This window comes from Pseudomonas sp. Marseille-QA0332, assembly GCF_054950175.1.
This window is the reverse complement of record NZ_CM143106.1, coordinates 2,313,581-2,327,467: the sequence shown is the minus strand read 5'-3', so window position 1 is coordinate 2,327,467 and position 13,887 is coordinate 2,313,581. Positions and strand designations below refer to the sequence as shown.

Genomic DNA, 13,887 nt, shown 5'->3' with positions numbered 1-13,887 from the left:
GGGGGCGTTATCTTATATCAAACCAGCGCCGGGGGCACGCGGGGCGTCCAGCCATGCAGGGCAGATCGTGATCTGGCGCCCCAGGCAGGCCACGGAGTTTGCTCGCGCCACCAGACGCAGGCGGTGGTCAGGCGTCCGCCGCCTGCGTCGCTGGCGCGCCACGCGTGGGCCTGGACGACAGGAACGCCATGACCAGGGCTGCCAGGTAGGGCAGCGATTGCACCAGCAGCATGGCCACCCAGAAGCGCATGTCGGAGCTGGGCAGCCCTTGTACCAGGCAGATGCCGGCCGCTGCGCTCCATAGCAGCAGCATGATGAACAGCTCCTCGCGCGCTTCGGCGATGGCCACCAGCACGCCGTGGCTGTCGGCGTGCTTGGGCGTGCGGATGAACGGCATGCTGCTGGTGAAGAAGCCGTACAGCACGGCCTTGGCGATGGTGTGTGACAAGGCGAGCCCGGCCAGGGCGGCGGCCAGGGCATCCTTCAGATCGACCCCCACGGCACGGCGATAGAGGAAGACGATCTTGCCTACCTTGAAGAAGAACAGCGCCAGCGGCGGAATCGCGAAGATCAGCAAGGGCGGGTCGACCCGATGCGGGACGATGATCATGGCGGCCGACCACAGCAGGGCGCCGAAGGTGAAGAAGATGTTCATGCCATCGGCTATCCACGGCAGCCAGCCGGCCAGGAAGTGGTAGCGCTGGCCGCGGGTCAGTTCGCTACCCTTGCCGCGCAGCAGCGCCGAGGCATGCCGCTTGATGATCTGTATGGCACCGTAGGCCCAGCGGAAACGCTGTTTCTTGAAGTCGATGAAGGTGTCGGGCATCAACCCTTTGCCATAGCTGTCGTGGGCATAGGCTGCCGAGTAGCCGCGCTCGAACACCCGCAAGCCGAGCTCGGCGTCCTCGCAGATGCACCACTGGGCCCAGCCGAGCTCTTCGAGCACCGAGCGACGGGTCATGGTCATGGTGCCGTGCTGGATGATCGCGTCACGCTCGTTGCGAGTCACCATGCCGATATGGAAAAAGCCCTTGTATTCGCTGTAGCACAGCTTCTTGAAGGCGCTTTCGTGTTGGTCGCGGTAATCCTGGGGAGACTGCACCACGGCGATCTTCGGGTCGGCGAAATGCGGCACCATGTGCTTGAGCCAGTTGCGATCGACGCAGTAGTCCGAATCGATCACCGCGATCACCTCGGCATCCTTGGCGGTATGGGCGATCAGGTAGTTGAGCGCGCCGCCCTTGAAACCGGCCAAGGGCGCCACGTGGAAGAACCTGAAGCGTTCGCCGAGCGCTTCGCAGTGGGCCTTGACCGGTTCCCAGACCGCCGGATCCCTGGTGTTGTTGTCGATCACCAGCACTTCGTAGTCCGGATAGTCCAGCGCTGCCAGCGCGTCGAGGGTCTGTTTGACCATCTCTGGCGGCTCGTTGTAGCAAGGAATGTGGATCGAAACCTTGGGCCGGTACGCCGTGTCGGCCCGTACCGGAAGGAATTCGCGCCGGCGCTTGCCGGTCCAGACCGCCTCGGCCAGCTCATGGGCTTCGGTCAAGAGCACGATGAACACGCCGATCGCTCCCAGCGCCAGCAGCACGCCCACGGTCAGGCTGAACCAGGTGCTGTACTGCTGGCTGTAGTCGTAGCCGATCCACACCAGCACCGAGCCGCACAAGAAGGCGATGAAGGTCAGGAAGGTGCGACCGCGCTGGCGCAGGGTCGAGCCGTCGATCAGCAGCAGGGTCAGAGCCAGTAGCGCCAGCACCACCGAGGCGACCGCCAGGGCACGCCATTGCGGGATGGCCACCACCGGGCCTTCGAAGTTGAACTTCTGCTGGCGCGCGGCATTGAACACGCCCCAGTAGGCGCCCACCGAGCCTTCGTCGCTGGCCTTCCAGGGCTGGTCGTAGGCTTCGATGACGAAATAGCTGTAGCCGCGGCGATTGAGCGTGTTGACCAAGGTCCTGAGGTAAATGGCCTGGTCGGCCTGGGTGGCGTCGGCACCGCCGCGCATGCGGCCGTTGCTCGGCCAGCCGACCTCCGACAGCAGCAGAGGTTTGCGCGCAAACTGCCGCCTGAGTTCGCGGGCGCGTTCGAGCACGAACGCTACCGAATCCTGCATGGGTACGAATTCCCAGTAGGGCAGGATGTGCGCGGCGATCAGATCGACATGGCCGGCCAGCTCCGGATGATCTTTCCATATATGCCACTGTTCGCTGGTGGTGACCGGTACCTTGACCGCCGCCCGGACCCGGTCCAGGTATTCGATCAGGGCGCCTGGCGTGACCTCCTGGCGAAACAGCGCCTCGTTGCCGACCACCACCCGGATCACGCTGCGCGTGGTATTGGCCAGCTCGATGGCCTGGGCGATTTCGCGTTCGTTGCGCGGCTGGTCGGCGCTGATCCAGATGCCCAGGGTGACCCGCAGCCCCAGCTCCTCGGCCAGGCGCGGGATCTGCGCCTGGCTGCCCTCGACGGTGTAGATGCGGATGCTGTCGGTCAGCTTGCTCAGCTGCTCCAGGTCCTGGCGCAATTCCTCCTCGCTCGGGTACTGGCCCTTCTGCGGACTTTCGCCGAGGCGAAAGGGCGAATAGGAAAAGCCCGAGATCTGTTCCGGCCAGGCAGGCGCGGCCACCGGGCGGTTGACGAGGGCCCAGAGCCCGGTGAACAGCGCGGCGATGGCCAGCACGACCACCAGGTTGAGACCGATCTTTCGTGATGACATGACTGATTCTGCTTGGAAAATGACAAACGGATGGATTCGGTCCGGCTCCTGCCGCCAGGCGACAGCGTGCTGGATAACCCGAGCGAAATGAAGCGCCGATCCAGCACTCAGTAAAGCAGAGACGACCAGCGCGTCGCGCTGGACAGGCGGGGCGTGCCGAGCAGGTGTTGGCAAGCAAGCGCCGGCTGGCGTCCCGGCATCGGGCCGACTGGCCTATAATGCGTGCCGGCTTTTTTCAGGTTTGCAGCATGAGTACAGAAGATCCACGCTTTGCCGGTGTCGCCCGGCTGTATGGCAACGATGGTCTCCAACGTCTGGGCCGGGCCCATGTCGCCGTGGTTGGGATTGGCGGTGTCGGCTCCTGGGTGGCCGAGGCGCTGGCGCGCAGTGGCGTCGGGGAAATCACCCTGTTCGACCTGGATGACGTCTGCGTCAGCAACACCAATCGCCAGGCCCATGCGCTGGAAGGCCAGGTCGGTCGCGCCAAGGTCGAGGTCATGGGCGAGCGCCTGCGCGCCATCAACCCGGCCTGCGTCGTGCATGCCGTGGCCGACTTCGTCACGCGCGACACCATGGCCGAATACATCACCGAGGACTTCGACTGCGTGGTCGACTGCATCGACAGCGTGATGGCCAAGGCTGCGCTGATCGCCTGGTGCCGGCGGCGCAAGATCGCCATCGTCACCACCGGTGGCGCCGGCGGGCAGATCGACCCGACCCAGGTGCAGGTGGGCGATCTGAACAAGACCTTCAACGATCCATTGGCTTCGCGCGTGCGTTCGACCTTGCGCCGCGACTACGACTTCTCCCGCAACGTCCGCCGCAACTACGGCGTTGCCTGCGTGTTTTCCAGCGAGCAGCTGCGTTATCCCAAGGGCGACGGCAGCGTCTGCCTGCAGAAGAGCTTCGTTGGCGAGGGTGTGCGCCTCGATTGCGCCGGCGGCTTCGGCGCGGTGATGATGGTCACCGCCACGTTCGGCATGGTCGCCGCCAGCAAGGCAGTGGACAAGCTGGTAGCGGGCGCGCGCAGACCTTCCGAGCGCAACCGGGCTCAGGCAGCCGACGCGAGCTGAGCCATGCGTTGCAGCACGGCATGCAGGCCGTTGCTGCGCGACGGTGAGAGTTGCCGCTCCAGGCCCAGCTCGGTGAACCAGGCGCGCAGGTCCAGCGCTGCCAGCGCGTCGCTGTCCAGGCCCTGCACGCGCGCCAGGAGCAAGGCCAGCAGGCCGCGTAGCAGGCGCGCATCGCTGCTGGCCTTGAAGCGCCACTGCTCGCCTTCGCGCACGGCGACCAGCCAGACCTGGCTTTCACAGCCCTGCACACGATTGCCTTCATTCTTTTCGGTAGCATCCAACGGTGCCAGACGATCACCCCATTGCATCAACAGGCGCGCACGCTGCTCCCAGCCGCGTGCTTGCCCGAAGGCCTGCAAGGCTTCGCTGGCCTGGCTCGGCAGACTCATCGCAGCAGCTCCAAGGCCTGGTCCAGGGCCGTGAAGAAACGCTCGAGATCGTCGCTGTCGTTGTACAGGCCCAGCGACACGCGGATCGCGCCATCGAGCCCCAGGCGCCCGAGCAAAGGCGTGGCGCAATGGTTGCCAGCGCGCACGGCAATGCCTTGCTCGGTGAGCAGGTGGGCGATATCGGCGTTGTGCAACCCCTCGACGACGAAGCTGGCCAAGGCTGCCTGGGGCCTGCCAAGCAGGCGCACGCCATCGCGCTCGGCCAGGCCGCGCAGCAGGTACCGGTGGAGGGCAGCCTCGTGCTTGGCCAACGCCTGGACATCGAGGCTGGCCAGGTAATCCAGGGTGGCGCCCAGGGCGATCACGCTGGCGATCGCCGGCGTGCCAGCCTCGAAACCGAGCGGGGCGGGGCGGAAGCTGGCGTCATGGTAGCGGGCAAACTGCACCATCTCGCCGCCGAACTGCCAGGGACGCAGCAGCGCCAGCGCCTCGCTTCGACCGTAAAGCACGCCGACGCCATCCGGACCGTACAGCTTGTGGCTGGAAAAGACATAGAAATCGCAGGCCAGTTGCTGGACATCGTGGCGGCCATGCACCACGCCCTGAGCGCCGTCGACCACGCTCAGCGCGCCTTGGGCACGGGCATGGGCCAGCAGCGTCGGCAGCGGTTGCCAGGTACCCAGCACGTTCGACAACTGGCTGAGTGCCAGCAGCCGCGTACGTGGGCCGATCAGTTGCAGAGCCTGTTCCAGGTCGATGCAGCCATACTCGTCCAGCGGCAGGATCACCAGGCGCAAGCCGCGTCGCTTGGCCAGCTGCTGCCAGGGCAGCAGGTTGGCATGATGTTCCAGGGCGCTGACCACGAGCTCGTCGCCGGGCTCGAAACGGTATTCCAGGCCATAGGCGAGCAGGTTCAGCGCCGAAGTCGCGCCGTGGGTGAATATGACCTGCCGCGAATCGCCGACGTTGAGCCAGGCGGCGACCTTGTCCCGGCTGGCTTCGAACGCCTGGGTGGCCATGGCCGCCGGCAGGTGCTGGGCACGATGTACGTTGGCCGCGCCGCTGGCGTAGTAATGGTTCAGGGCATCCAGCATGGGCTGGGGCTTCTGCGTGGTGGCCGCGCTGTCCAGGTAGGTCTGGTGCTGCCGTTGCAGGGCGACGATGGCGGGAAAATCGGCACGCCAGGGGGAGGGCTGGAGCATGATCTGGAACCTGGAAAGGAAACGGGCCTGGTATTGAACCAGGCCCGATCTTACCACTTCAGGTTGCCGCTGGCCTTAGTTGTGGGCGTGCAGCGCCTCGTTCAGCTCGATGGCCGACTTGTGGGTCTTGCACTCGACCGCGCCGCTGATCGAGTTGCGCCGGAACAGCAGGTCGGCCTGCCCGGCCAGCTCGCGCGCCTTGATCACCTTGACCAGCTGGTTCTGCTCGTCGAGCAGCTGGACCTTGGTGCCAGCGGTGATGTACAGGCCCGCCTCGACGGTGTTGCGATCGCCCAGCGGGATGCCAATGCCGGCGTTGGCGCCGATCAGGCAGCCTTCGCCCACGCTGATCACGATGTTGCCGCCGCCGGACAGGGTGCCCATGGTCGAGCAGCCGCCGCCCAGGTCCGAGCCCTTGCCGACGAACACGCCGGCCGACACGCGGCCTTCGATCATGCCGGGGCCTTCGGTGCCGGCGTTAAAGTTGACGAAGCCTTCGTGCATGATGGTGGTGCCTTCGCCGATGTAGGCACCCAGGCGCACCCGGGCACTGTCGGCGATGCGCACGCCGGCCGGGACCACGTAGTCGGTCATCTTTGGGAACTTGTCGACCGAGAAGACTTCCAGCAGTTCGCCCTTGAGGCGCGCTTCGAGCTGCTGTTCGGCCAGCTCGGCCAGGTCGATGGCGCCCTGGCTGGTCCAGGCGACGTTCGGCAGCAGCGGGAAGATGCCTGCCAGGCTCAGGCCGTGCGGCTTGACCAGGCGGTGCGACAGCAGGTGCAGCTTGAGATAGGCCTCGGGAGTCGAGGTGAGGGCGCCATCCTCGGCCAGGAGGGTGGCGACCAGTGGCTTGTTGCTTTCGGCCAGGCGGGTCAGCAAGGCGGCCTGGCCGGCGTCCACCGGCCTGACTGCATCGGCCAGCTGGGAGGCCTGGGCGTTACTGAAGGCAATGGCCTGGTTGCCGCCTTCGTAGCCAAGAATCGGCGCGACCACGGCGAGCAGTTCGGCGCTCGGCGCCAACAGGGGCTGCGCATAGAAGACTTCCAGCCAGGCGCCCTGGCGGTTCTGGGTGCCGACGCCGAATGCCAGGCTGAACGGGGTAGTGGACATGCAGTTACCTCTTGCGAATAAGGGTGAGCGGATTCTCAGGTCAGCGCCGCGGCGTACGACTCGGGCTTGAAGCCGATCAGGGTGCGATCGCCGAGCTCGAGTACCGGGCGCTTGATCATCGATGGCTGGGCCAGCATCAGTTCGATGGCCCTGGCCTGGTCGAGACCGGCCTTGGCGGCCTCGTCGAGCTTGCGGAAGGTGGTGCCGGCGCGGTTGAGCACGGCTTCCCAGCCGTGCTCGTCGCACCAGCGCGCCAGACGCGTGCGATCGATGCCCTGGGTCTTGTAGTCATGGAACGCGTATGCGATGGCATGTTGTTCGAGCCATGCGCGGGCTTTTTTCATGGTGTCACAGGCCTTGATGCCGTAAAGAGTGTAAGTCATTGATTTATAAAGGGTGGCTGGGTCTCCCCGAAAACCTCCCCGACATTCCCCTGAATTTGATCGCCGAATTATGCGACATCGATCCAGTCGGCGCCATGACTGTCGCGGCACGGCTCGTTCCGCTTCGTCGACCGGTACCCGGCCGTGGCTGGACATCACGGCCTGCTGCTTCGTGCCCAAGCTCGCTGGCGACCGCTGTTCATGGAGAAGCCTTGAGTGAAAGTCCGACGCGTATCGTTCGTCGGGAGGCCAGTCGAGCCGCCGTGGCTTCGGCCGGGTCTGTACAGGTATACGGTCCAAGCGCGCCTGCCAGCACATGGCCGTGCAGTTGATCGTGGCGGTGATGCCTATTGGGTATCGGCACGGAGAAGGAGGCTGGCGCAATGGCGGGGAGGCGTCGCCGGGATGTTCTGGATCACCGCCCCAGGCCGGGCAGGCCAAGGACGGTGAAGCTTTCCAGAACCCGATATCCAGAGGATCGTAGGCTGCTCCGCATAGAGGCAGCATGACCGTTTCCAGCGGGCTTGTGCTCGTCGATGCTCGCGCGTCATGCCTCTTCGAAATGCATCTCTGGCGGCTGCCGACGCAAACCGCCCGTGATGATGACCAGGTAGATCACCCCAATGGCCAGCCAGGAGAGTCCCAGGTAGATAGCCATGCGGTCCAGGCTCGCCATCAGCCATAGATCGGCCATCAGCCCGATCAGAGGGAACGTCAGGTACAACGTCAGCGCTTTAATGCCCCGTTCCCCTTCGGCTATCCAGTAATGGAAGATCACAGACAGGTTCACCAAGCTGAACGCCAGGAAAGCGCCGAAATTGATGAAGGATGTCGAGGTGGTGACGTCCATTCGCAAAGCCAGCAGTGCCACGACGCCGCACAGGAGGATGCTGATGACGGGAGTGCCGAACCGCTCACTCAGGCGACCGAACAGGCGTTTCGGAAGGACACCATCGCGGCCCATTGCGAAGAGAAGCCTCGACGCGCTTGCCTGCGCTGATAGGCCGGAAGTGAACTGGCCCACGATCAGACCGATGAGGAAGAAGCTGACGAAGATATCCCCACCGATGTTCCTGGCGATTTCGTAGGCTGCCGAATCTGCGTTCGCAAAATCGGTGGAAGGATGGGCGAGCTGGACGAAGTAGCTCGCGACGATGAAGATGACGCCACCTAGCAGGGTGATCAGCAGAATTGCCCGCGGAATGGTTTTACGCGGCTCATGCGTTTCCTCGGTCAACGTGCTCACCGCGTCGAATCCCAGGAAGGAATAGCAGGCAATGGCCGCGCCGCTCATGACCAGAGGCAATTGGAAGCTGTCCTGGTAAAAGGGCGCGAGCGACCAGAACGGCTGGTTCAGATCGCCCGTGGCGTAGTGGGCGGCGAGTCCGATGAACGCGGCCAATACCAGGAACTGCAGCAGCATCAGGACGCCGTTCACCGTCTTGGCCAATTGCAGCCCGACAATGTTGATCGCCGTGGTGACGCCAATGAAGGCCAGCACCCAGACCGGATGCGCCACGCTTGGGAGCGCTGAGTGAAGATAGGCGGCGCCGATCAACCAGATCGCCATGGGCAGGAACAGATAATCGAGCAGTACCGCCCAGCCGGCGAGAAAGCCCAGCTTGGGGCTGATGGATTTTCGAACGTACGTATAGGCGGATCCGGCTACTGGAAACGCCTTTGCCATTTTTCCATAGCTCAAGGCTGTGAAGAGCATTGCAATGGATGCGGCAAGGTAGGCCGAAGGTACCGACCCGCCAGTGGTGTCGGCCAGGATACCGAAGGTGCCCAGGACGATGATGGGCGTCATGTAGGCGATGCCGAACAGCGTAACCGCACCCAGCGAAAGGGTTCGCTTCAATTGGGCCATGTTCTTTACTCCGGTTGTGTTTTTTATGGAGTGGTTATGCCAAGGCCTAGCCATGGCCTTGGCGTGCGCAGAGCAGAGGACGGTTAAGTGGTTCGGCTTGCTTCGATGAGCAGCTCGCGCAAGCCATTGGCGTGCTCGATGAGCTGGCCGGGTAGCGCGAAGCGGCGCTCGGCAAGATAGCTGTACTCTTTGCGCGCTTGCGGCACGTGTGACATATCGATCACCAGCCCCATCTGGCAGGGTTCGCGTCCCGCCTCGCAAAGCATTTGCCCATAGGGGTCGACGACCGCGCTTCCACCAGCGAATAGCAGGCCGCCATCGCCTGGGCCGACTCGGTTGACCATCACCGCGTACGCTTGGTTTTCCATTGCCCGTGCGCTGATTGCCGTGCGGTGTGTCGGCCCATAGGGATCCATGTTGCCGTTGGTGACAAGAATCAGGTCGGCACCAAGCTGGCCCAGCGCCCGGGCGGTTTCCGGGAACTCGATGTCGAAGCAGATCAGCAGGCCCACTCGAACGCCCTTGAAGAGCGCTGTGGCGTACCTGTCACCTGGAGTGAAGATCCCCTTGTCAGAAGACCATAGATGGGTCTTGCGGTACTTCAAGGCGATGCCATCAGGCGTGACGAGGGCGGTCGTGTTGTAGAAGCGTCCCTCTTCGCCGGCCTCTGCAAGGCCAACGACGACTCCTACGTGCCTGTCTTTCGCGGCTTGAGCCACCGCGGTGAGGGTCGGGCCATCAAGGGGCTCGGCGATGTGCGCGATGTTTTGCTCCGTGGGGAAACCCATCAGGTGCGTTTCTGGAAACACCACGAGGTCGGCGTCGGGCGCGCAGCCGTGAATCGCTTCGAGGGTGCGCTCCAGGTTGTAGGCCGTGTCGCCATCGCGACCGGCCAATTGGATGAGTTCTACTTTCATTCGTGCTCCTGACTACGCGGCGGTGGCGCAACGCTCTGACAGCGAAGAGATCTGGCAACAGCCCACATGACCGTTTGAGGTAAAGTGATCACAGTGCGCAGCGGCCTGGCCATGACCATTCGAGTATGCCGCCGCTGCGCTAGCCGGGTAATTACGCCCTTGTGGTAACCCATATGGGGTAGACATGAACCTTACGCTACAGGACATCGCCTGGCATCGCTCGGTCGGGCAACTGGTCGAAGCACTGGATCATCCCGATTTCTGGCGTTGCCTCGTGCGATTGCTGAAGCAGTACATCGAGTTCGACAGTTGGGTTGCACTTCTTTTCAGTGACGGCCGTCCCTTGGTGTACGCGGAGTCTCCCGGCGCGGACGGGGGAGAGGACCCACTGTTTCAGGACTACCTCAAAGGTCTGTACCTCTTGGATCCTTTCTACATTGCCAGCCGAGAAGCGCGGGTCAGCGGCTTGGTGCACCTCACCGATGTAGCGCCGGAATGCTTCGAGCGAACGGATTACTATCAGCGCTACTTTCGACTCAACGTTGTCGCTGACGAAGTGCAGTACAACGTTCAGCTCGATTCGGAGCGCGCGTTGTGTCTTTCTCTAGGTAACCAGTCGCGGTTCAGCGGCGCTCAGATTGCCCTGTTGAACCTGCTGCAGCCGTGGGTGCTGGCCACGATGCGCCAACGTTTTCGATTTGAAAAGGATGTGCATATCGTAGCCCCCGCTTCTCCATGGCAGCCATTGGAGAAGGGTGTAGGCAAGCTCGAAATGCCGCTTACCGTCAGAGAACTCGAAGTCGGTCGCATGATGCTCAGCGGCTGCTCGAGCAAGGAGATAGGCCGCAAGCTTTCCATCTCATCGGAAACGGTGAGGGTTCATCGCAAGCACATCTATAGCAAGCTTGGCATCAAATCGCAGTCCGAGCTGTTTGCCCTGTTTCTCAAGGCCCAGACCGAAGCCCCACAATGAGCGAGCGTGCCAGAGCATGCTTGCTCGATCGGGTATCGGATCTGGGTAAGCCAGGGGGTGTGCCGCCATGCTGCTCTGCGACTTGCTCGCATGGGCTGATGCTCGAGCCCGCCCCGGCAAAACCAGGATCGTTCCGGTGCGCCGCCATTGCGCTGTAGAGCGTGTGCTGCGACTTTCGTGCAGCGGTGCACTCGGACCTTTCACCGGTAACATGGTGTCTTGTTAGTGGGCATCCCCCGCCGTCGCCTATTCGATTCACACAGGAACACGCCGCATGCAGTCTGCCTACACTGTCTTCATCCTTCTGACCTTGGTGAGCCTGTCGAAGCTGGTGGGGCGTGTGGTGCCGCTGCCGCTGCCGTTGGTGCAGATCGCCGCCGGGGCCTTGTTGGCCTGGCCGACGCTCGGCCTGCACGTGGCGCTGGATCCGGAACTGTTCCTGTTCCTATTCCTGCCGCCGCTGCTGTTCGTCGACGGTTGGCGCATGCCCAAGCGCGAGCTGTGGCGCCTGCGCGGTCCCGTAGTGGCGCTGGCGGTGGGGCTGGTGCTGTTCACCGTGCTAGGGGCTGGCTACTTCATCCACTGGTTGTTGCCAAGCATTCCATTGCCGGTGGCCTTTGCCCTGGCCGCCGTGCTGTCGCCCACCGATGCCGTGGCGGTCTCGGCCATCACCCAGGACCGGCTGCCCAAGCCGCTGATGCACATGCTGCAGGGCGAGGCGCTGATGAACGATGCCTCCGGCCTGGTGACCTTCAAGTTCGCTCTCGCCGCTGCCATCACCGGCGTCTTCTCCCTGGCCGAGGCCAGCGTGACCTTCCTGCTGGTGGCGCTGGGCGGCTTGGCCACTGGGGTGGCCCTGAGCTGGCTGGTGGGACGCTTGCGGGCCTGGATGATCGCTCGAGGTTGGGATGACCCGGCCACGCATGTAGTCTTCATGCTGCTGTTGCCGTTCGCCGCCTATGTGCTGGCCGAACGCTTGGGCGCCTCCGGCATCCTGTCTGCGGTGGCCGCTGGCATGATGCAGAGCTGGCTCGACCTGTTGCCACGTCAGACCAGCACGCGCCTGCTCAATCGCAGCGTCTGGTCGCTGTTGGAGTTTGCCTTCAACGGCCTGATCTTCCTGTTGTTGGGCCTGCAGCTGCCGGACATCGCCAAGGCAGTCGTCAGCCACGAGGCCTCCCTCTGGCCAACGCTGTTCTGGCGCTGCCTGGATGTACTGGCGATCTTCGTGGTGCTGGTGTTGCTGCGCTATGTCTGGGTGCAGAGCATCTGGCGCGCCATCGGCGTGATTCGGCGCTGGCGTGGCAAACCGGCGCTGGTGCTGGTGCCGACCGCGCGCTCCTGCTGGCTGCTGACCGTGGGTGGGGTGCGTGGCGCCGTCACTCTGGCCGGCGTGATGTCGGTACCCTTGCTGATCAGCGCCGGCCAGGACTTCCCCGAGCGCGACCTGCTGATCTTCATCGCGGCGGGGGTGATCCTGCTTTCGCTGGTCAGCGCCTGCGTCGCCTTGCCTTTGTTGCTGCGCGGCGTGACCAGAAGCCCCGACGAACGTCTCGAGCAGGAAGTGCAGGAAGCCTGGCGCCGCACGGCCGAGGCGGCCATCCGCGCGCTGGAAGCCGAGCAGCTGGGTGACGCCGGTGCATCACAGGATGCATCCGTGGCGAGCATGGCGGTGGAACTCAAGGGACGGCTGATGGCCGAGTACCGCGACCAGCTCGACAGCTACAACCACACTGCCGAGGCGCGGGCGGTGGCCGAGCAGATGGATCTGCTGGAGCGTCGCCTGCGCCTGCAGGCGCTGCGCGCCCAGCGTCTGGAGCTCTACGAGCTGCATCGCCAGCACCTGGTCGGCGACGAGGTCGTGCGCCAGGTGCTGGGCGAGCTGGACCTGAGCGAGGCGCATCTCGGCCAGACCAGACATGGCGGAGCTCAGCCAGGGTAAACCGTGACATGAATGCCTTGTCCGGAACGCGACCTCATGGGCCTGGAATGGATCGCGGGCCTTGGGGCATTGCCGCGTAGCGGCCAGGCCCGCTGTCAGCGCGCCAGATGGTCGCGAATGCGCGTGGCCGCCTCGACGCACTCTTGCAAGGAGGCCACCAGCGCCATGCGCACCCGGCCGGCGCCAGGATTGACGCCATCGACCTCGCGCGACAGGTAGGAACCCGGCACCACGGTGACGTGCTCGGCCTCGAACAGGTCGCGGGCGAAGGCGGCATCGTCGCCCGGCACCTTGGCCCACAGGTAGAAGCTACCGTCGGGACGCTGGACGTCGAGCACTGGCTGGAGGATATCCAGCACCGCGTCGAACTTGGCCCGGTACTGGTCACGGTTGTCGCGCACATGCGCTTCGTCCTGCCAGGCGGCGATGCTGGCCAGCTGGGTCTGCACCGGCATGGCGCAGCCGTGGTAGGTGCGGTAGAGCAGGAAGGGCCTGATGATGTCGGCGTCGCCGGCGACGAAGCCGGAGCGCAGCCCAGGCAGGTTGGAGCGCTTGGACAGGCTGTGGAACACCACGCAGCGTCTGAAGTCGCTGCGGCCCAGTTCGGCGCAGGCGCTCAGCAGGCCGGGTGGCGGATTCTCTTCGTCGAAGTACAGTTCGCTGTAGCACTCGTCGGCGGCGATCACGAAGTCATGCTCGTCGGCCAGCGCGATCAGCTTCTTGAGCGTCTCGATCGGCACCAGCGCGCCGGTCGGGTTGCCGGGCGAGCAGAGGAAGAGGATCTGGCAGCGCTGCCAGACGTCCGCCGGGACGGCATCGAAGTCCGGATTGAAGCCGTTGCTTTCCAGGCACGGCAGGTAGTGCGGGGTGGCCCCGGCCAACAGCGCGGCACCTTCGTAGATCTGGTAGAAGGGGTTGGGGCTGACCACCAGGCCCTCAGCGGTACGGTCGACCACCGCCTGGGTGAAGGCGAACAGCGCCTCGCGCGTGCCGTTGACCGGCAGCACATGGCGCTCGGCATCCAGCCAGCCGGCCGGCACGCCGAAGCGGCGCTCGCACCACTGGACGATCGCCTGGCGCAGCGCGGGCAGGCCGGCCGTGCTTGGGTAGACCGCCAGCTTCGCCAGGTTGTCGGCCAGCGCCTGGGCGACGAACGCTGGCGATTCATGCTTCGGCTCGCCGATCGACAGGGCGATGGCGCGTTTGTCCGCCGCCGGCTGTACGTCCCCGAGCAGGGCGCGGAGTTTCTCGAACGGATAGGGCTGAAGCTGGGTCAGGGCATGGTTCATCGGCGCAAGGTCTCGTCAAA

The 13,887-nt window shown here is 64.3% G+C and carries 11 protein-coding genes and 1 pseudogene; 4 read left to right on the top strand and 8 right to left on the bottom strand.

Annotation, left to right across the window (positions count from 1 at the left end):
- Nucleotides 1–127: 127 nt before the first annotated feature.
- Nucleotides 128–2,719, bottom strand: coding sequence for a glycosyltransferase (locus ACY8GK_RS10810; RefSeq protein ID WP_462401263.1), 2,592 nt, complete (start codon nt 2,717–2,719; stop codon nt 128–130).
- A 248-nt stretch (nt 2,720–2,967) separates the two neighbouring features.
- Between ACY8GK_RS10810 and tcdA the strand changes: the two genes are divergently transcribed.
- Entirely contained in the window at nt 2,968–3,792 is an 825-nt protein-coding gene (gene tcdA, locus ACY8GK_RS10805; protein ID WP_196177656.1) for a tRNA cyclic N6-threonylcarbamoyladenosine(37) synthase TcdA, read from the top strand.
- Here tcdA and ACY8GK_RS10800 read toward each other — a convergent pair.
- From ACY8GK_RS10800 to ACY8GK_RS10785, 4 genes are all read right to left on the bottom strand, one after another.
- Nucleotides 3,771–4,181, bottom strand: coding sequence for a SufE family protein (locus tag ACY8GK_RS10800; protein ID WP_196177654.1), 411 nt, complete (start codon nt 4,179–4,181; stop codon nt 3,771–3,773). The genes tcdA and ACY8GK_RS10800 overlap by 22 nt on opposite strands.
- Nucleotides 4,178–5,383 (bottom strand): aminotransferase class V-fold PLP-dependent enzyme, encoded by a 1,206-nt coding sequence (locus tag ACY8GK_RS10795; protein WP_196177653.1) that lies wholly within the window; start codon nt 5,381–5,383, stop codon nt 4,178–4,180. The genes ACY8GK_RS10800 and ACY8GK_RS10795 overlap by 4 nt, the downstream gene beginning before the upstream one ends.
- Nucleotides 5,384–5,458: 75 nt before the next feature.
- Nucleotides 5,459–6,493, bottom strand: coding sequence for a 2,3,4,5-tetrahydropyridine-2,6-dicarboxylate N-succinyltransferase (dapD, locus tag ACY8GK_RS10790; protein WP_462401262.1), 1,035 nt, complete (start codon nt 6,491–6,493; stop codon nt 5,459–5,461).
- A gap of 35 nt (nt 6,494–6,528) precedes the next feature.
- Nucleotides 6,529–6,876, bottom strand: a complete 348-nt coding sequence (locus tag ACY8GK_RS10785) for an ArsC family reductase (RefSeq protein ID WP_462401261.1) — start codon at nt 6,874–6,876, stop codon at nt 6,529–6,531.
- Nucleotides 6,877–7,109: 233 nt separating this feature from the next.
- Here ACY8GK_RS10785 and ACY8GK_RS10780 point away from each other — a divergent pair.
- Nucleotides 7,110–7,385 (top strand): annotated as a pseudogene (locus ACY8GK_RS10780) (IS4 family transposase); the annotation flags it as partial.
- A 38-nt stretch (nt 7,386–7,423) separates the two neighbouring features.
- Here the strand turns inward: ACY8GK_RS10780 and ACY8GK_RS10775 are convergent.
- Nucleotides 7,424–8,746 carry an APC family permease gene (locus ACY8GK_RS10775; RefSeq protein ID WP_462401260.1) on the bottom strand — a complete coding sequence of 441 codons (1,323 nt, stop codon included), beginning with the start codon at nt 8,744–8,746 and terminating at the stop codon, nt 7,424–7,426.
- Nucleotides 8,747–8,829: 83 nt separating this feature from the next.
- A complete protein-coding gene (locus ACY8GK_RS10770; RefSeq protein ID WP_462401259.1) occupies nt 8,830–9,663 on the bottom strand; it encodes a carbon-nitrogen hydrolase family protein in 834 nt (277 codons plus the stop codon).
- 184 nt (nt 9,664–9,847) lie between these two features.
- Here ACY8GK_RS10770 and ACY8GK_RS10765 point away from each other — a divergent pair, with 184 nt between their 5' ends.
- Together ACY8GK_RS10765 and ACY8GK_RS10760 are read left to right on the top strand one after the other, a co-directional pair.
- The gene (locus tag ACY8GK_RS10765) at nt 9,848–10,636 is read left to right on the top strand and encodes a response regulator transcription factor (RefSeq protein WP_462401258.1); all 789 of its coding nucleotides are present in this window, start codon (nt 9,848–9,850) and stop codon (nt 10,634–10,636) included.
- A gap of 274 nt (nt 10,637–10,910) precedes the next feature.
- On the top strand, nt 10,911–12,578 hold the full coding sequence (locus tag ACY8GK_RS10760; protein WP_196177641.1) for a Na+/H+ antiporter: 1,668 nt from the start codon (nt 10,911–10,913) through the stop codon (nt 12,576–12,578).
- 95 nt (nt 12,579–12,673) lie between these two features.
- Here ACY8GK_RS10760 and dapC read toward each other — a convergent pair whose 3' ends face one another.
- Entirely contained in the window at nt 12,674–13,867 is a 1,194-nt protein-coding gene (gene dapC / locus ACY8GK_RS10755) for a succinyldiaminopimelate transaminase (RefSeq protein WP_462401257.1), read from the bottom strand.
- Between the last annotated feature and the right edge of the window lie 20 nt (nt 13,868–13,887).

Coding starts and splice junctions, on each gene's coding strand:
- ACY8GK_RS10775 (WP_462401260.1), bottom strand. CDS start 8,746: ATGGCCCAATTGAAGCGAACCCTTTCGCTGGGTGCGGTTACGCTGTTC.
- ACY8GK_RS10785 (WP_462401261.1), bottom strand. CDS start 6,876: ATGACTTACACTCTTTACGGCATCAAGGCCTGTGACACCATGAAAAAA.
- ACY8GK_RS10810 (WP_462401263.1), bottom strand. CDS start 2,719: ATGTCATCACGAAAGATCGGTCTCAACCTGGTGGTCGTGCTGGCCATC.
- ACY8GK_RS10760 (WP_196177641.1), top strand. CDS start 10,911: ATGCAGTCTGCCTACACTGTCTTCATCCTTCTGACCTTGGTGAGCCTG.
- ACY8GK_RS10770 (WP_462401259.1), bottom strand. CDS start 9,663: ATGAAAGTAGAACTCATCCAATTGGCCGGTCGCGATGGCGACACGGCC.
- dapC (WP_462401257.1), bottom strand. CDS start 13,867: ATGAACCATGCCCTGACCCAGCTTCAGCCCTATCCGTTCGAGAAACTC.
- ACY8GK_RS10765 (WP_462401258.1), top strand. CDS start 9,848: ATGAACCTTACGCTACAGGACATCGCCTGGCATCGCTCGGTCGGGCAA.
- ACY8GK_RS10800 (WP_196177654.1), bottom strand. CDS start 4,181: ATGAGTCTGCCGAGCCAGGCCAGCGAAGCCTTGCAGGCCTTCGGGCAA.
- tcdA (WP_196177656.1), top strand. CDS start 2,968: ATGAGTACAGAAGATCCACGCTTTGCCGGTGTCGCCCGGCTGTATGGC.
- ACY8GK_RS10795 (WP_196177653.1), bottom strand. CDS start 5,383: ATGCTCCAGCCCTCCCCCTGGCGTGCCGATTTTCCCGCCATCGTCGCC.
- dapD (WP_462401262.1), bottom strand. CDS start 6,493: ATGTCCACTACCCCGTTCAGCCTGGCATTCGGCGTCGGCACCCAGAAC.